Origin of the sequence: Chryseobacterium manosquense (genome assembly GCF_014623485.1) — a bacterium.
In the GTDB taxonomy this organism is placed as follows: domain Bacteria; phylum Bacteroidota; class Bacteroidia; order Flavobacteriales; family Weeksellaceae; genus Kaistella; species Kaistella haifensis.
In genome coordinates this window covers 713138-730430 of the sequence record NZ_CP060203.1, presented here as the reverse complement: position 1 = coordinate 730430, position 17293 = coordinate 713138, and the positions used below count along the sequence as shown (strand labels likewise).

Here is a 17293-nt window from a genome sequence, read left to right as displayed (position 1 = left end):
AATATTTTGTATTGATTTTCAACAAGTTAAATGTTATTTTTAAATATCACTAAAAAAATAGTTGTAATAATGGAATTAATTTCTACATTTGTATCACTAAACAAATAGTGATATGAAAATCCCTTCCCTAACGAAAGCTGAAGAACAAGTGATGCAATACCTTTGGGAACTCGAAAAAGCCTTTCTGAAAGACCTTCTCGACCAGTTCCCGGAGCCAAAACCGCACACCAACACGGTTTCTACCATTTTGAAGGTTTTAAAAGAAAAAAACTTCGTTGATTATCAAGTTTTCGGCAGACAACACGAATATTTCCCCTTGGTTTCCAAAGAAAATTACAGCGGAAAATCGATGAACAGTTTGGTAAAAAATTACTTTGAAGGATCGTACAAAAACGCTGTTTCGTTTCTTGTGGAGAAAAACGAACTCAGTGTGGAAGATCTGGAAATGCTTCTCGATGAACTTAAAAATAAAAACTAATGGAAGCGCTGCTCATCTATTTCGGGAAAGTTTTTTTGGCTTCGGGTGTACTATTTTTATACTATCAGTTGTTCTTAAAAGACAAGACGTTTCATCATTACAACCGCTTCTATTTGCTGGGAGTTTTGATGTTGAGTATGATACTACCCTTTTTTAAAATAAGTTATTTTACAATTGAGGTAAATACAGATATTTATTTATTGTATAGCAAGTTACAAAATTTTAACTCTACTAAAACTTTAAGTCATGATTTCACTTATTCTCAACTTATTGCTTGCCTTATTGGATTGGTTTCTGTCTTTTGTTTAGGCAAATTATTCTACGGAATTTTCAAGATTCAGCAACTGAAAAAGGAATTTCCTCAAGAACATTTCGAAGGCATTTCCTTTTACCAAACCAACCTTTCCGAAGCGCCTTTTTCTTTCTTCAAGAATCTGTTTTGGAAAGACTCCATTCTCATTCATTCCGATTTGGGACGCCAAATTCTGAAGCATGAAATGGTACACATCGAACAGAAACATTCGCGAGACAAAATTTTCACCGAGATGGTAACCGCTGTGTTTTGGTGGAATCCCGTTTTTCATCTCATCAAAAAAGAAATCATTTTAATACACGAATATTTGGCCGATAAAAAAGCCATTAAAAATTCGGACACGAAAGCATTTGCGCAGATGCTTTTGGCGAGTCACTTTTCCGGAACACAGTTACCCGCAACCAGTCCGTTTCTTAATTCTAACCTCAAAAAAAGATTAACAATGCTTAAAAAATCAAAAACAAAATACAGTTATGCGCGGAGAATACTTGCATTGCCACTTCTATTTGCGCTCGCTTTCATCTATATGATTAATGCGAAAAACAAAGAAATCACCAAAACCAATTTGGAAATCGAACAAATGGTTGCCGAGATTAAAAAAGATACGATCACTCCGAAAGACGCTGCACAAGGAACCGACGGAACCGAGATTCAGAAGGAAAATCCGGAATTATTCACCGACAACGATTCTTTAAACGAAACTGCTTTGAAAAAGATTCAGGATAAAATTGCTCAAAAGCAAAAGCTGATGGAACCTTACAAAGAATTGATGCTTAAAAAGAACGAAGAAGGCCTGAAAATCAGCAAGGAAATGCGAGCAAAATCGGAAGAATTGCAAAAACTTTCCATGAAAAAAGATTTCGAAAGCCCAAGATTTAAAGATCTTGAAAAGGAAATGAAAGTATTGGATGGGAAAATCAGTGAAATCTTCGACACCGAAGAATTCAAAAACAACCAAAAAGTGATCGAACTGAAATTTATAGAACTGGATCAACTTTACGCTAAAATGGATGATTATTACAACTCTGATGCGTTTAAATTAAAAATAAAAGATGCAGAAGAACGCGCAAAAGAAGCGGAGAAAAAATTCAATTCACCTGAATTTAAAAAGAAAATGATGGACGCTGAACTTAAAATGAAAGAAGCGGAGAAAAAATGGAATTCACCGGAATTTAAAAGAAAAATAAAAGAAGCCGAAAAACGTGCGAAAGAAGCCGAAAAGATGATCAATTCCCCGGAATTCAAAAAGAAAATTGCTGATGCGGAAGCCAAAGCAAAAATCGCTGCCGAACAAGCCAATTCGAGAATTATCGTTCTTAATAATCAGAACAAAAACGGAAACATTTTGACGGATGACAACATCAAAATCTTCATCGATGGAAAACCGGTGAGCAAAACTGAAATGGATCAATTTCCGCCAGAAAAAATCGATAAAATGGAAGTCTTCAAAAAAGGATTCCACGGAAACACCAACGCAGAAATCCGCATCACCACCAAAAAATAATCCACCAAAATGCCAGATTTTTATTTAAAAATGATGGCATTTTTTCTATCTTTAATGAAAATCAACTATGAAAAAATACATTGCACTCTTTGTTTTGATAAGCAATCTTTTTATTGCTCAAAACCAACGATTCAGCTATCAATACCAATTTGTAAAAGACACTTTGACCAAACAAGAAATCACCAAAGAACTGATGAATCTTGATATTGTGAAAGAAGGTTCCGTTTTTTATAGTCGCGATGTGTACGTTTCGGATTCCATCATGAATGCCTATTTCGAAAATCAAATTAAAACGACCGGCTCCATGAATGTGGATGCGAAAATAATGTCGCAAAGAAAAGGAAGCGTGAAATACAAAATCTTAAAAACATACCCTGATTTTAAAATATTCTCCTCTCTAAACATTGGAATCGATTCTTATAAAGTTACAGACGACCGAAAAATCGTTTGGAAAATACTGCCCGACCAACAAAAAATCGGAGAATTTAATGCACAAAAAGCAACATCCGAATTTGCGGGAAGACAATGGGTAGCTTGGTTTTCCACGGAATTGCCTTTCCAAGACGGTCCATATAAATTTCACGGTTTGCCAGGATTAATTGTAAAACTTGAAGACCGCACCAAAACGCATCAATTTGAACTCATCGGAGTTTCTAAATTCACGCCTAATCCCGAAAAAACTTCTGAATTTATCGGAAAAAATAAAGAAATTGAAATCAATCAGAAGCAGTACAGAAAAATCTTTTTGGAAAACCGAAATGATCCGTCAAAAGTAATGAAACAAGCGATCGCAAATGGAGCAATCATTCAATTGACCGATCCTAACGGAAACAAAATCAGTACCGCCGAAATGATTAAAAACAAAGAGCAAAACGCGAAAGCCAACAATGCGAAAGATAACAACCTTATCGAACTCGATTTGTTGCAGTAATCTTTTATTTTACTGACAATTTTCATATCATCATTGAAAGATATTTTCCTTAACTTTAATCTATCAAAAATCCATAAAAATTTAAAGTCATGGAAAATCACAACCTCACCCACGAATTCCCTGAACTGGAAGAGAAAATCAATCAATTAAAGCTGGATGACGAAAATTTCAGGAAGATGTATGTGAATTATGAAGAAGTGAACGCGCTCATTCAGCATTACGAAGAAGGCGAACAAAACCACACCACCGACGAACACCTCACCGATTTGCGCAAAAAAAGGATGCATTTGAAGGACGATTTGTATGTTTTCCTTAGAAGCAATTAATTGATAAACCTTTAGCAAAAATCAAATTAACACTTTGATTATCAAATAATTTACCGATTCAATAAAAAGTGTTTTCACTTATTATAAAGAGATTGTCCAGCAATCCAAAAGCGGCGAAGTGAGTCGCTTTTTTGTTGTGAAAATCTTTCATTTTAAGTTGGTAAATTCGATTTTCGGGAAGACTTTGGGTTTCAAATCAAAATGAATTTCCATTTTCTATAATTTTTAGCATTAAATTCTGTTAATTCTACATCACTTTGCAAATTATCCGCTAAAAAAGTTTACTTTTGCACCGTCAAAAAACGATTATGCAAAACATTAGAAATATCGCAATTATTGCGCACGTTGACCACGGCAAGACGACATTGGTTGACAAAATCATCCACGCTACAAGTGTTCTACGCGAAAACCAAGAATCAGGAGACCTGATTATGGACAACAACGACCTTGAGCGAGAAAGAGGAATTACCATTTTATCTAAAAATATCTCGGTAACATACAAAGACACTAAAATCAATGTAATCGATACTCCGGGCCACGCCGATTTCGGTGGTGAGGTTGAAAGAGTTTTGAAAATGGCCGATGGAGTTTTACTTCTTGTAGATGCCTTCGAAGGACCAATGCCACAAACTCGTTTTGTATTGCAGAAAGCTTTGGAATTAGGTTTAAGACCAGTAGTAGTGATCAATAAAGTTGATAAACCAAACTGTCGTCCGGATGAAGTTCATGACCAAGTATTCGATTTATTCTTCAACTTGGACGCTACCGAAGAGCAATTGGATTTCCCAACATTCTACGGATCATCTAAACAAGGCTGGTTCAACACATCATTAGAAGAAACCGATAACATTTTTCCTTTATTAGACGGAATCTTAGAACATGTTCCTGCTCCAGATGCGAAAGAAGGACCACTAAGAATGCAGATTACTTCTTTAGATTTCTCTTCTTTCTTAGGAAGAATTGCAATCGGAAAAATTACCCAAGGTTCTGTAAAAGAATCAGAATGGATTGGTTTGGCTCAGGAAGACGGCAACATCATCAAAGGAAAAGTAAAAGAATTATACGTTTTCGAAGGTCTTGGTAAAAAGAAAGTTCAGGAAGTGAAAGCTGGAGACATCTGCGCCATCGTAGGTTTCGACAAATTCCAAATCGGGGATTCTTTTGTAGATTTAGAAAACCCAGATCCGTTGCCAAGAACAGCGATCGACGAACCTACATTGAACATGACATTCTCCATCAACAACTCCCCTTTCTTCGGGAAAGATGGGAAATATGTAACTTCAAACCACCTGAAAGAAAGATTAACCAAAGAATTAGAGAAAAACCTTGCATTAAGAGTAGAACCTACCGATGATGCCAATACTTTCCTAGTTTTCGGTCGTGGTATCCTTCACCTTTCGGTTTTAATTGAAACTATGAGAAGAGAAGGTTATGAAATGACCATCGGGCAACCACAAGTTATCCTAAGAGAAATCGACGGAGTGAAATGTGAGCCTTATGAATCAATGGTTGTTGATGTACCAGAAGAATACGCTTCCCGAGTAATCGATTTGGCTACTCAGAGAAAAGGTGACCTCCACATTATGGAAACCAAAGGTGAAATGCAACACATGGAATTCGAAATTCCTTCCAGAGGACTGATCGGATTGCGTTCCCAGATGCTTACCGCTACTGCCGGAGAAGCTATTATGGCACACCGTTTCGTAGATTACAAACCTTTCAAAGGAGCTATTCCCGGAAGATTGGTGGGTGTTTTGGTAAGTAAAAGCCAAGGTCCTGCTACCGAATATTCTATCGCTAAATTGCAAGACAGAGGTAAATTCTTTGTGGATCCGGGCGAGGAAATTTATGAAGGAATGATTATCGGGGAACAAAATAAACCAGGAGATTTGGTAGTAAACATCGTTGAAGCAAAACAGCTGAACAACATGCGTGCTTCCGGAAAAGATAAAGACGGCAGCATCGCTCCGAAAATCCAATTCTCACTTGAAGAATGTATGGAATACATCCAAGCTGACGAAGCAATCGAGGTAACTCCAAACTTCATCCGTATGCGTAAAAAAGTTCTTAGCGAAAACGACAGAAAACGTATCGAAAGAGGAGCAAAAGGATAATCCTCCGAAAACATACAACGTAAGAAGCCCAAACAGCGCTGACAACGAAACACAAAAGCCTCAAATTATTTGGGGCTTTTTTCGTGCATTATGTCTCGTCCTAAAATAAGTTTACACAAAATAGACTTATTATGGAAAATCGAGAAAATACAGTAGAAAAGCGTACACAAAAAGATTACACAATGGCTTTTAAATTAGGTATTGTTAGTCGTGTAGAAAAGGGCGAATTCACTTACAAACAGGCGCAACAACATTACGGTATCCAAGGTAGAAGCACCGTTTTGGTTTGGCTCAGAAAATATGGTAATTTAGATTGGAGCAAACCCACCATTCATACCATGTTACAATCCAAAGAAACACCCGCCGAAAAGATTAAAAGATTAGAGAAAGAATTAGCTGATGAGAAACTGAAAACCAAAGTTCTCAATATGATGATTTATATCTCCGACAAGCAATACGGCACACAGATTCGAAAAAAGTTTACGCCCAAACAGTCAGACAACTCCAAGAAAAAGGATTGAGTTTATCCAAAATCTGCAGATTGTTTGGGATAAGCAGACAAGCCATTTACCAGCAGCGCCAAAGATTATGTGTTCGGGAAAAAGAATTGGAGAAAGTTAAACAATTTGTTGAGGAGATTCGTTTTGAACAGCCCAGAATAGGAACAAGAAAACTTTATTATTTGCTTAAAAATAAGTTCTGGCTTGAAAACATAAAAATAGGCAGAGATGCGCTGTTCAATTATTTGCGAAGAGAAAACCTTCTTATTTATCATAAGAAAAGATATACAAGAACCACTTTTTCAAAGCATTGGCTCAGAAAACACCCCAATCTTTTGAAATCGACTTGTCTCAAAAGAAAAGAACAGGTATTTGTAAGTGATATCACTTATGTGAAAACCAAGACGAGTGTCTGTTATTTATCCTTGGTTACGGATGCTTACAGCAGAAAAATAATGGGTTACGAGCTAAGTGAAAATATGAATGCTGAAAATGTAGTGAAAGCTCTGAAAATGGCCGTGAGAAACAGGACAACTCATCTTCCGCTTATTCATCACTCAGACAGAGGATTGCAATATTGTTCCGAAGTGTATCAGAAAGCACTTGTTGAAAACAAAATAATACCCTCACAATGACAGATGGCTATGATTGCTAGCAAAATGCTTTAGCAGAAAGAATCAATGGAATATTGAAACAAGAATTTTTAATTTATAAATGCAAAAACATTCAGGATTTAAAACAAATGGTGAAAGAAAGTATTTATATTTACAACAACAAAAGACCACATCTTAGTCTGAAGATGAAAACTCCGGAAACAATCCACAAAAAATCCGGAAAATCAAAATCTTCCGGATTAATATTTTAATTAAAAACTTGTAAACCTATTTTAGGACTAGTCATAATGGCTTCGACAGGCTCAGCCTGACAAGCATTTAGTATTAGAATTGTCACACTGAGCGGAGTCTAAGTGTTTAAAAAATAAGAATATCAAATAATGAAAATTTTAAAATTTGGGGGAACTTCGGTTGGAAGTGTAGAAGCATTGAGAAATGTAAAATCAATCATTGAGAAAGAATTTAATAAAGACAAACCTTTAATCGTTGTTTGTTCCGCTTTGTCAGGAATCACGAATGCGCTTTTATCGGCGTCACAAAAAGCGTTAATACAAAACGATTTTTCTGAAATCTTGAAAGCGGCTGAAGAAAAGCATTATCAGATTATTTCAGAATTGTTGCCAAGAACGGCACAGAATCCATTATTAATGATGGTAAAAGTAAGTTTCAATGAGATTGAAGATGTTTTATTCAGCGTTAAAAATCTAGGTGAATTATCAGACAGAATCAAAGATAGACTGCTTTCTTATGGAGAACAGATGTCGAGCAAGATTGTTTCTGCTTTTCTTCAATCTGAAGGTTTTCCTGCAGTTTTCCAAGATTCAAGAAAGTTAATTGCAACAGATTCTCACTTCGGAAATGCGAATGTCGATTCTAAAAAAACCAATGAAAACCTTAAAAACTGGAAACTGGAAAATCAAATTTATGTGGTAACAGGTTTTATCGCAAAAGATAAAAATGATGAAACCACAACTTTGGGAAGAGGAGGTTCTGATTACACCGCCGCAATTTTAGGTTCAGGTTTAAAAGCTGACGAAATACAGATTTGGACAGATGTTGACGGTTTCTTAACGGCTGATCCAAGATTGGTTAAAAATGCATTTTCTCAATCTGAATTGAGTTACCAGGAAGCAATGGAAATGTCGTATTTCGGTGCAAAAGTGATTTATCCTCCAACGATGATTCCTGCTATCGAAAGTCAAATTCCTATTTATATTAAAAATACATTCAAGCCAGAAAACCCCGGAACTTTGATTCATCAAAAATCCGAAATTACAAAAGGTCTTATCAAAGGAATTGTCTCTATCGAGAAAACTTGTTTGATTAATATTACCGGAAACGGGATGATCGGAATGAAAGGTTTCAGTGGAAGATTGTTCAATGCCTTGGCGAAATATGAGGTCAATGTAATCCTCATTACGCAGGCAAGTTCTGAACATAGTATTTCGTTTGTCGTTGCTTTTGATGATGAGAAAAAAGCGAAAACAGCAATCTATGAAGAATTTGATTTTGAAATTAATTCCAACAAAATAGATGAACCGCAGTTCGATAATGAGCTAAGTATTCTTTCTGTCGTTGGCGAGAATATGAAAAAAACGAGAGGAATAAGCGGGAAGTTTTTTAGTGCTTTGGGCAAGAACGGAATCAATATTATTGCCATTGCGCAAGGTTCATCCGAGCTCAATATTTCTGCTGTGATTGAAAGAAATGAACTTTCAAAAGCACTGAATGTTGTTCACGATTCGTTGTTACTTTCACCGGTTAAAACCTTCAATGTGATGTTTGCAGGAACAGGAAATATCGGGAAAGAATTGTTCCGACAATTGGAAAGAGAACAGAGAAATCTCGAAGAAAATCATCAGATTAAAATCAATGTTGTAGGAATTACTAACAGTCGGGAAATGAAAATTTTCGATAATCCTGAATCTGATTTTGATTTAAATAATAACTTTAATACTAATTTACAAAAATCAGATTTGAAAGAATTTATAAATTCTATTTCAAGTAAAAATTTACCTAATTTGGTTTTTGTAGACAATACTTCCAGCGAAGATGTTGTTGCAGAATATTCATTGTTATTCAATAATAATATCTCAATTGTAACTTGTAACAAAAAAGGAAATTCTTCGTCTTACGAACAATACAGTAAGTTCAAAAGATTGGCAAAAAAGAACAATGTGAGTTTCTTATATGAGACTAACGTTGGAGCTGGTCTTCCAATTATCAAAACCTTAAATGACCTTTGGATTTCCGGTGACGAAATTCTGAAAATCGAAGCAATTTTATCGGGAACAATTTCTTACATTTTCAATAATTATGTTGGCGATAATACTTTTGCAGAAGTTGTAAGAACTGCTCAGGAATTAGGTTATACAGAACCAGACCCGAGAGATGATTTGAACGGAATGGATTTCTCTCGAAAAATGCTGATTCTTGGAAGAGAAATCGGATTGCCGTTGGAAATGTCAAATGTTAATATCAAAGATTTCCTTCCGGAAGCTTGTCTCAAAGCAGAATCAATTCCTGCCTTCTACGAAGAGCTGGAAAAACACGAACCTTACTTTTCATCATTCAAAAATGAAGCAGAAAATTCCGGAAGAAAATTGAGATTAATTGGTGTTCTTGAAGATGGAAAAATCAACATAGAAGTTCAGATTGTAGATGCTAATCATCCGTTTTTCGGATTGTCGGGAAGTGATAATATCATTTCGTTTACAACTTCAAGATATAAAAATACACCTTTGGTTGTAAAAGGTCCGGGCGCAGGTGCAGAAGTTACAGCCGCTGGAGTTTTTGCAGATTTAGTAAGAGTTACAGCTCAATAATAATTGTTAATGATTAATTATCAATGATTAATTTTTAACACCAATCAATTAACAATTTACCATTAACAATTAATAATTAAAAATGGATTCTATAAAAGTTTTTGCTCCGGCTACAGTTGCTAATGTCGTTTGTGGTTACGACGTTCTCGGTTTTGCTATACAAGAACCCGGCGATGAAATTATCTTGAAAAAGAACGATTCCAATCAAATCGTCATTACAAAAATCGAAGGCGATAACGGTAAACTTCCGAAAGACCCTAATAAAAATGTCGTTTCGCACGTCATTAGATTATTTCTGGAAAAAATCAATTCGAATCAAGGAATTGATATCGAATTATATAAAAAAATGCCACTCAACAGCGGAATGGGTTCTAGCGCAGCGAGTAGCGTTGCGGCTTTGGTTGCAATCAATGAGTTGATGGGAAAACCATACACAAAACAAGAATTGTTGCCATTGGCGATGGAAGGCGAGAGAATTGCCTGCGGAAATGCACACGCAGACAATGTTGCGCCGGCGCTTTTGGGAGGTTTGGTTTTGGTAAGAAGTTATGAACCTTTAGACGCAATCAAACTGCCTTATCCAAAAGATTTGTCGGTAGTTTCAGTTCATCCGCACGTGGATGTTCCGACAGGCGAGGCAAGGAAAATCATCAAAGAAAGAATCAGTCTCAAATCTGCGGTTCAGCAATGGGGAAATGTCGCAGGTTTGGTTGCGGGATTTTGTACTGGCGATTTGGATTTGGTTAGCCGAAGTATGGAAGATGTCATCATAGAGCCGGTTCGCGCAATGTTGATTCCAAATTTTTATGAGATGAAACAACTGGCTTTAGATAACGGTGCGATTGGTTTCGGGATTTCTGGTTCTGGTCCGTCGGTTTTTGCTTTGTGCGAAAAGAAAGAAACAGCGGAAGAAATTTCATTCAAAATCAAAGAATTACTCAATCAAAAAAATATAGAAAGCGAAGCTTTTGTAACGAAAATCAATGATGAAGGAGCGAGAGTTCTTTAAGATAAAAGAATAAAGAACAAAGAGGAAAGACTGTCAACCGACAAATAACAACTATCAACAAAATGAAATACATATCAACAAGACAAAAACAAGCAACTAATATAAAAACAGCCATTTTAAAAGGTTTGGCAGATGACGGCGGACTTTTTATGCCGGAATATATTCCGCAGTTAGATTCGGAATTTTTTGAAAATCTACCCAATCTTAGTTTACAGGAAATCGGGTTTCGAGTAGCGAAAGAATTTCTCGGCGAATCAATTTCGGATGAAAACCTAAAAGAAATCATAGATGAGGTTTTGAACTTCGAAATTCCTGCCATCAAAATTTCGGAGAATATTTATTCATTAGAATTATTCCACGGTCCAACGATGGCTTTCAAAGATGTTGGAGCGAGATTTATGGCAAGAATGATGTCTTATTTCTCTGGAGGAAAACCAATGAAAGTGATTGCTGCAACATCCGGCGATACAGGAAGTGCGGTTGCGTCAGGATTTTTCGGAGTTCAAGGAATTGAAGTTTATATTCTTTATCCAAAAGGAAAAGTGAGTCCGTTGCAGGAAAAACAACTGACAACTTGGGGCGGAAATATCAAAGCTTTGGAAATAGACGGAACTTTTGACGATTGTCAAGCTTTGGCAAAACAGATTTTGTCCGACGAAGAATTGAATCAGAAATTCACTTTGACATCAGCAAATAGTATCAATATTGCGAGATTAATTCCTCAATCATTTTATTATTTCTGGGCATTTGCACAATTGCAAAAATTGAAAAAACCGATTGTTTTCTCGGTTCCAAGTGGAAATTTTGGAAATTTAACAGCGGGACTTTTTGCTAAGAAAATGGGATTGCCAATTCATCATTTTGTAGCTTCAACTAATGAAAATGATGTAGTCCCGAAGTTTTTAGAAACTGGGAATTACGAATCAAAACCTTCGAAACAAACCATCAGCAATGCAATGGACGTAGGAAATCCAAGTAATTTTGAACGAATGAAAAGCTTGTTCAATAATGATGTTTCAGAATTTAAAAAAGAGATTGAATCTTACTCTTTCTCCGATGAAGCAACCAAAAAAGCAATGCAAGAAGTAAAAAAAGATTTTAATTACACGCTTGACCCACACGGTGCAGTTGCATATCTTGGACTTCAGGCTCTTCGACAAGCTCAGAGTGACAAAATAAATGAAGATTTTGTTGGTGTTTTGTTGGAAACTGCTCATCCTGCGAAATTTGTTGAAGTGGTAGAAGATGTTCTGAAAGAGCAAATTGAAATTCCTGAAAAATTGGAAGCTTTTAATAAAAGAGAAAAGAAATCTGTAGAGTTTCCTGTTGATTTTGAAGCTGTGAAAAACTATCTGATACAGGAGAAATGATAATTTTTTGATTTACAGTTTCTAATCCGGAAATAAATCTTATCTTTGCACCTCGTTACATAATAATCATTTAAATAATATTGGAATGTATTTAACATCAGAAAAGAAAGCAGAAATCTTCGCAAAACACGGAAAATCTGCACAAGACACAGGAACTGCTGAAGGACAGGTTGCTCTATTCACATTTAGAATCAACCACTTGACTCAGCACTTGAAAACTAATCGTCACGATTTCAACACAGAAAGATCTCTAGTGAAATTAGTAGGTAAAAGAAAAGCTCTTTTAGATTATTTGAAGAAAAAAGATATCAACAGATATAGAGCAATCATCGCTGAATTAGGAATTAGAAAATAATCCTAAGCTCACGCAAAAAATTAAAGCAACTCAATTTGGGTTGCTTTTTTTTGTTTCTCAATATTTCTCATTACAAAAGAGCAGTAAGATCAATATCAACTAGGAGTTAAGTTCGAAGTAAAAGCAATATAAATCTATTATAACTCTATTGTTTCTCTAATAATCTATTGGACTTATATTGGACTTATAATGGACTTATATTGGAGTTAGAGCGAAAGAGATTCGAAGGAGACACGACTTTGACCCGTTTTAAGATACCTATACATGACAACATTATAAATTATTGATTAATCTGTATTATTTTTTCGGTTTATTTGGTTTTTGGGCAAAATTTATTTTTGTGGATTTTTCCAAGATATTCAAATATTGAAGAAAGCTTTTCTTAGTGAAAACATTTCGTTGAATTTTGCTAACAACAATCATCAAAATCAACCTACAATTTACTTTCCTTTTTCGTAAATTCACTTCTCTTCTAAGTCCGTTATTTAGCAAAACTTCCGCTAATTCGTTAACTTTCAGTTAACACTTCCCGCCTTATGTTACATATTTTTTTTAAATTTGCAAACTATGAAAGCAGTTGGAAAATTAGTAATTATCGGTGGTGCCGTGAACAAAGGCAGTTTCTCAGAAACCGATTACGACCAAAATGTAGAGAAAAATCTCAATTTCTTCGAACGTGGAATCCTAAGAAAAATCATCGAAGAGTCGCGCCTGAAAGAAAATTCAATCATCGAAATCATCACCACCGCCTCACAAATCCCTCAGATTGTAGGCCCGGAATACAAGAAAGCTTTTGAATTTTTAGGTTCAAAAAATGTAAATATATTAGACATTCAAAACCGTGAACAAGCCAACAGCGACGCCATCGTAGCCAGAACCAACGCCGCGGATGTGGTTTTGTTCACAGGAGGTGATCAACTGAGATTGACTTCAATTTTGGGCGGAACCCGCTTTCACGATGTGATTCTTTTAAAATATCAGGAACAAGATTTCATTTACGCAGGAACTTCCGCCGGTGCAGCCGCTGCGTCGGAAAATATGATTTACCAAGGTTCCAGTTCTGAAGCTTTGCTTAAAGGTGAAATAAAAACCACCCAAGGTTTAGGTTTCATCGAAAATGTAATTGTAGATACGCATTTTGTACAACGCGGAAGAATCGGAAGGTTGTTTCAGGCGGTCGTGAACAATCCTCGAACTTTGGGGATCGGTCTTGGTGAAGACACCGGACTTTTCATTCATGGCGATATCATGACTGCGATTGGTTCCGGTTTGGTTATTTTGGTCGATGGCAGGTTCATCAAAGACACCAACCTTACCAATATCAACCTTGGTCAGCCAATTTCTATTGATAATTTAATCGTACACGTGATGTCACAAAACGATATTTATGATCTGAAATCGAAAGATCTTACCATCGTGAATTCCCAGTACAACCCTATTCCACACGTTTAAACCAAAAGACACAAGATGAAGATTATCATCCACGGCGGATTTTTTTCCGAAAGCGACCAAAGCCATGAGGTGAAAGTTGCCAAACAAAATTCCCTGAAAGAAATCGCAACGAAAGGATTTGAATTCTTGCAAAATCATTCTGCTGAAGAAACGGTGGTTTATACAGTTTCTTTGTTGGAAGACGATCCGTTGTTCAATGCCGGAATTGGTTCACAAATCCAAAGTGACGGAAAAATTCGGATGAGTGCTTCATTAATGAACGGAGAAACCCAGAAATTTTCGGGAGTGATCAATATAGAAAACGTAAAAAATCCGATTAAAGTTGCACAGGTTCTAATGAAAGAACAAGATCGTGTTTTAGGAGGTGAAGGTGCTAAAAAATACGCACTGGAACATGGTTTTGAAGATTTTTCTACCGAAATTCCTCAACGCAGAAAAGAATACGAAGCCAAACTGAAAAATGGCGGAAAAGGAACCGTAGGTTGTGTTGCCCTTGACAACAACGGAAAATTGGCTGCGGCAACATCTACCGGAGGAAAAGGTTTTGAAATCGTTGGCAGAATATCCGATTCAGCGACCGTTGCCGGGAATTTTGCCAATCAACACTGCGCGGTGAGCTGCACCGGAGTTGGCGAAGACATCGTGAGCAATGCTACCGCGGCAAAAATTGTGACTCGAGTTTCGGATGGAATGTCAATAGAAAAAGCATTTGAAAAGACTTTTCAAGAATTAAAGGAAATCGACGGATTTGCAGGAGCCATCGCGATCGATCAATCAGGGAATTTTTTCCACCAAGATTCTTATCCTACCATGGTTTTTGCAAGTTTCGACGGAATTGATTTTGAAGTTTTCGATTAGTAGAAATTCAGAATTTTACTTTAAATAAAAAAACCACTTCCAGAAAATGAAAGTGGTTTTTCTTTGATCCAATTTAATTAAAATTCAAACAATACCGAACCCCAAGTAAGTCCACTACCAAAAGCAGAAAGAAGTACTAAATCACCTCTCTTTACTTTCCCTTGTTCGATGGCTTCGCTCAATGCAATTGGGATTGATGCAGCTGTGGTATTTCCGTATTTCTGAATATTATTGAAAACTTTATCTTCCGGAAGTCCCATTTTTTGTTGTACAAACTGGGCAATTCTCAAATTCGCTTGGTGTGGAATGAACATATCTAAATCTTCCAACGTTTTTCCAGCAGTATTTAACGCTTCCAACATGGTTTCCGGGAATCTGGTCACCGCATGTTTGAACACGAAATTTCCATTCATCACCGGATAAATTTCAGCATCGGTTACGTTTTCAGGTTCCAGACGCATTCTGTCGCTCCATCCGTACTTTGAACCGGGGAATTTTGTACACAATTCATCTGCATATTTCCCTTCAGAATGCATGTTTGTACTCAAAATATCCCCTGCATTTTCATCTTCAGAGGCGGACAAAATCACCGCTCCTGCTCCATCTCCAAAAATTACAGAAACACCACGACCCGCATCGGAAAAATCCAATCCGAAAGAATGGACTTCCGCACCTACAACCAAGATATTTTTGTACATTTTAGATTTAATGAAAGCATTTGCAACACTCATCGCATACACAAATCCGGAACATTGATTTCTTACATCCAACGCTCCGATGGTATCGCAACCGAGCATTTCTTGAAGCAAAACGCCACATCCCGGGAAATAATAATCAGGTGAAAGGGTCGCAAATACTATATAATCGATATCTTTGGCAGATAAACCGGCCATTTTCAGGGCTTTTTCCGATGCTTTAAAGGCTAGAAACGCGGTAGTTTCTTCGGAATCGTTTCGGTTTTTTCGGTGATGTCTTTCTTTGATGCCGGTTCTTTCGGTGATCCACTCATCATTGGTGTTCATCAGTTTGGACAAATCGTCATTAGTGACTACGTTTTCCGGAACATAGTGCCCAATTCCTTTGATAATACTTTTAGTCATGAAATACATTAAATTTTGGCAAAGATAAATTTTATTTAAAATATCAAATAAAGCTTTAATTTTTACATTGAAAATATTGTTAAATTTGTTGAATGCCAATAGAAATTATTTACCGAAACGACCATTGCGAATGGATTGATGTGGAAGCTCCGACTCCGGAAGATTTGCTTTTTTTACATGAAAGATATAAAATCAATCAACTACTTTTGGAAGACACGATAGACCCAAACCATCTCCCGAAATTTGAACAGGATGATGATGTGAAATTTTTTCTGATGCGCGAAAATACTGAATTGGAAAGGTCTCACCTGAATACCATCAGCGATATCTCTACTAAACTGGGGGTTTTTCTGATTGGAAATATTATCATTACCATTCACCGGATGAAGAATCGCAGTATTTATGAATTAAAAAAAGAAATTCTACTTCCGGAAAACCAAGACATCAATTCGGAAAGGATTGCTTTGAGTTTGGCTTTGAAAGTGATGAAATCCTTCGACGACGAGTCGCAAAACCTGATGGAAACGATGGATAATATCGAGAATGAAATCTTCCTGAAAAACACGAACAGCCCAAACCAAATTCGCCGATTGTATAAACTGAAAAGAAAATCGGGACTGAATGCCCGAATCTTGAATATTTCCGCTGATTGGATTGATAAATTTAAAACATTGGAACTCGGAGAAGCCCAAATTACCGATTTGAAAGACAAACATAAAGATGTAATTGCCGATTTCGAACACCTCAATTCGCAGGTGACCAACTTGATTTCGATGTATCTCGCGATGAGCGACCAACGCGCCAACCAAGTGATGAAGGTACTTGCGATCTACTCCATGTATTTTTTCCCGATTACTTTTATTGCGGGAATTTATGGAATGAATTTCGAAAATATGCCGGAACTTCGTCAACCGCTTGGTTATTTTATTACGCTTGGAGTGATGGCTTTCATTGCGTTGCTTACTTTCATTTATGTAAGAAAAAAGCGCTGGTAAATAAAGACTTTTGTTAATTTTAAATAAAAAAAGCGGTTTTAGAATCTAGTCTAAAACCGCTTTTAAATAAAAACTAACTATTAAAAAACTATTTTATCATTAATGCATTGCATCGCCAAGGTCGATTGGTTCCCTGCCTTTTCTTTCTTTCACGAATAAAACGAAAGGAATACAAACCAAAAACAACAATCCGAGATATAGAAAAACATCCATGTAAGACAGTACTGATGCTTGTTTCAGCACATTCAAATCGAGCAGTTTATAGGCAGATTGCAAAGCAACATCGGGTGAAAAACTTTTTGCCATAAAACTTGCTTTCAAAGCGGCCACTCTCTGCTGAACATCAAAACTGTTGGCATCTAAATGCTGTGCAATATTTTCCCGATGAATGGAATTTTGGTTGGAAATGAAAGTGGTAATTGCTACAATACCAAATGAACCTCCCAACTGGCGCATCATTCCTGTGAAAGCCGCTCCCTGACCAATTTCTTTCCCTTTTAGCGTACTTAGTGAAAGCGAGGTAATTAAGAATTTCGGACTTTAATCAAT

Annotated in this window: 14 protein-coding genes and 1 pseudogene; 13 read left to right on the top strand and 2 right to left on the bottom strand. The window is 36.5% G+C overall.

Annotated elements, in window-relative coordinates:
* Positions 1-112: 112 nt before the first annotated feature.
* From H0S70_RS03370 to H0S70_RS03315, 12 genes and pseudogenes are all read left to right on the top strand, one after another.
* A complete protein-coding gene (locus H0S70_RS03370) occupies positions 113-478 on the top strand; it encodes a BlaI/MecI/CopY family transcriptional regulator (protein WP_188321697.1) in 366 nt (121 codons plus the stop codon).
* The gene (locus H0S70_RS03365; RefSeq protein ID WP_188321696.1) at positions 478-2295 is read left to right on the top strand and encodes a M56 family metallopeptidase; all 1818 of its coding nucleotides are present in this window, start codon (positions 478-480) and stop codon (positions 2293-2295) included. Before H0S70_RS03370 ends, H0S70_RS03365 begins: the two co-directional genes overlap by 1 nt.
* Before the next feature lie 67 nt (positions 2296-2362).
* On the top strand, positions 2363-3226 hold the full coding sequence (locus H0S70_RS03360; RefSeq protein WP_188321695.1) for a GLPGLI family protein: 864 nt from the start codon (positions 2363-2365) through the stop codon (positions 3224-3226).
* Between the two features lie 89 nt (positions 3227-3315).
* Complete coding sequence (locus tag H0S70_RS03355; RefSeq protein WP_031502583.1) at positions 3316-3552, top strand: YdcH family protein; 237 nt, start codon at positions 3316-3318, stop codon at positions 3550-3552.
* 308 nt (positions 3553-3860) lie between these two features.
* Entirely contained in the window at positions 3861-5666 is a 1806-nt protein-coding gene (gene typA / locus H0S70_RS03350) for a translational GTPase TypA (RefSeq protein ID WP_188321694.1), read from the top strand.
* Positions 5667-5797: 131 nt separating this feature from the next.
* Positions 5798-7031: pseudogene (locus tag H0S70_RS03345) on the top strand (IS3 family transposase).
* Between the two features lie 129 nt (positions 7032-7160).
* Positions 7161-9605, top strand: coding sequence for a bifunctional aspartate kinase/homoserine dehydrogenase I (thrA, locus tag H0S70_RS03340; protein WP_188321693.1), 2445 nt, complete (start codon positions 7161-7163; stop codon positions 9603-9605).
* Positions 9606-9687: 82 nt separating this feature from the next.
* Positions 9688-10614, top strand: a complete 927-nt coding sequence (locus H0S70_RS03335; RefSeq protein ID WP_188321692.1) for a homoserine kinase — start codon at positions 9688-9690, stop codon at positions 10612-10614.
* A 62-nt stretch (positions 10615-10676) separates the two neighbouring features.
* Positions 10677-11984 carry a threonine synthase gene (gene thrC / locus H0S70_RS03330; protein WP_188321691.1) on the top strand — a complete coding sequence of 436 codons (1308 nt, stop codon included), beginning with the start codon at positions 10677-10679 and terminating at the stop codon, positions 11982-11984.
* An 85-nt stretch (positions 11985-12069) separates the two neighbouring features.
* Positions 12070-12339, top strand: coding sequence for a 30S ribosomal protein S15 (gene rpsO / locus H0S70_RS03325; RefSeq protein WP_123247884.1), 270 nt, complete (start codon positions 12070-12072; stop codon positions 12337-12339).
* A gap of 567 nt (positions 12340-12906) precedes the next feature.
* A complete protein-coding gene (locus H0S70_RS03320; RefSeq protein WP_188321690.1) occupies positions 12907-13791 on the top strand; it encodes a cyanophycinase in 885 nt (294 codons plus the stop codon).
* 15 nt (positions 13792-13806) lie between these two features.
* Positions 13807-14649 (top strand): isoaspartyl peptidase/L-asparaginase, encoded by an 843-nt coding sequence (locus H0S70_RS03315; RefSeq protein WP_188321689.1) that lies wholly within the window; start codon positions 13807-13809, stop codon positions 14647-14649.
* A 77-nt stretch (positions 14650-14726) separates the two neighbouring features.
* Here the strand turns inward: H0S70_RS03315 and H0S70_RS03310 are convergent, their stop codons facing one another.
* Positions 14727-15749, bottom strand: coding sequence for a 3-oxoacyl-ACP synthase III family protein (locus H0S70_RS03310; RefSeq protein WP_188321688.1), 1023 nt, complete (start codon positions 15747-15749; stop codon positions 14727-14729).
* A gap of 92 nt (positions 15750-15841) precedes the next feature.
* Between H0S70_RS03310 and H0S70_RS03305 the strand changes: the two genes are divergently transcribed.
* Positions 15842-16744, top strand: coding sequence for a magnesium transporter CorA family protein (locus H0S70_RS03305; RefSeq protein WP_188321687.1), 903 nt, complete (start codon positions 15842-15844; stop codon positions 16742-16744).
* 99 nt (positions 16745-16843) lie between these two features.
* Here H0S70_RS03305 and H0S70_RS03300 read toward each other — a convergent pair whose 3' ends face one another.
* Positions 16844-17203: a hypothetical protein gene (locus tag H0S70_RS03300; RefSeq protein ID WP_228453778.1), complete on the bottom strand. Its 360-nt coding sequence runs from the start codon at positions 17201-17203 to the stop codon at positions 16844-16846.
* Between the last annotated feature and the right edge of the window lie 90 nt (positions 17204-17293).

What these genes read in the sequence shown, in the direction of transcription:
- H0S70_RS03360 (WP_188321695.1), top strand. Translation starts at nt 2,363, where the DNA reads ATGAAAAAATACATTGCACTCTTTGTTTTGATAAGCAATCTTTTTATT.
- H0S70_RS03370 (WP_188321697.1), top strand. Translation starts at nt 113, where the DNA reads ATGAAAATCCCTTCCCTAACGAAAGCTGAAGAACAAGTGATGCAATAC.
- typA (WP_188321694.1), top strand. Translation starts at nt 3,861, where the DNA reads ATGCAAAACATTAGAAATATCGCAATTATTGCGCACGTTGACCACGGC.
- thrC (WP_188321691.1), top strand. Translation starts at nt 10,677, where the DNA reads ATGAAATACATATCAACAAGACAAAAACAAGCAACTAATATAAAAACA.
- H0S70_RS03320 (WP_188321690.1), top strand. Translation starts at nt 12,907, where the DNA reads ATGAAAGCAGTTGGAAAATTAGTAATTATCGGTGGTGCCGTGAACAAA.
- thrA (WP_188321693.1), top strand. Translation starts at nt 7,161, where the DNA reads ATGAAAATTTTAAAATTTGGGGGAACTTCGGTTGGAAGTGTAGAAGCA.
- H0S70_RS03305 (WP_188321687.1), top strand. Translation starts at nt 15,842, where the DNA reads ATGCCAATAGAAATTATTTACCGAAACGACCATTGCGAATGGATTGAT.
- rpsO (WP_123247884.1), top strand. Translation starts at nt 12,070, where the DNA reads ATGTATTTAACATCAGAAAAGAAAGCAGAAATCTTCGCAAAACACGGA.
- H0S70_RS03335 (WP_188321692.1), top strand. Translation starts at nt 9,688, where the DNA reads ATGGATTCTATAAAAGTTTTTGCTCCGGCTACAGTTGCTAATGTCGTT.
- H0S70_RS03300 (WP_228453778.1), bottom strand. Translation starts at nt 17,203, where the DNA reads ATGATGCGCCAGTTGGGAGGTTCATTTGGTATTGTAGCAATTACCACT.
- H0S70_RS03355 (WP_031502583.1), top strand. Translation starts at nt 3,316, where the DNA reads ATGGAAAATCACAACCTCACCCACGAATTCCCTGAACTGGAAGAGAAA.
- H0S70_RS03315 (WP_188321689.1), top strand. Translation starts at nt 13,807, where the DNA reads ATGAAGATTATCATCCACGGCGGATTTTTTTCCGAAAGCGACCAAAGC.
- H0S70_RS03310 (WP_188321688.1), bottom strand. Translation starts at nt 15,749, where the DNA reads ATGACTAAAAGTATTATCAAAGGAATTGGGCACTATGTTCCGGAAAAC.
- H0S70_RS03365 (WP_188321696.1), top strand. Translation starts at nt 478, where the DNA reads ATGGAAGCGCTGCTCATCTATTTCGGGAAAGTTTTTTTGGCTTCGGGT.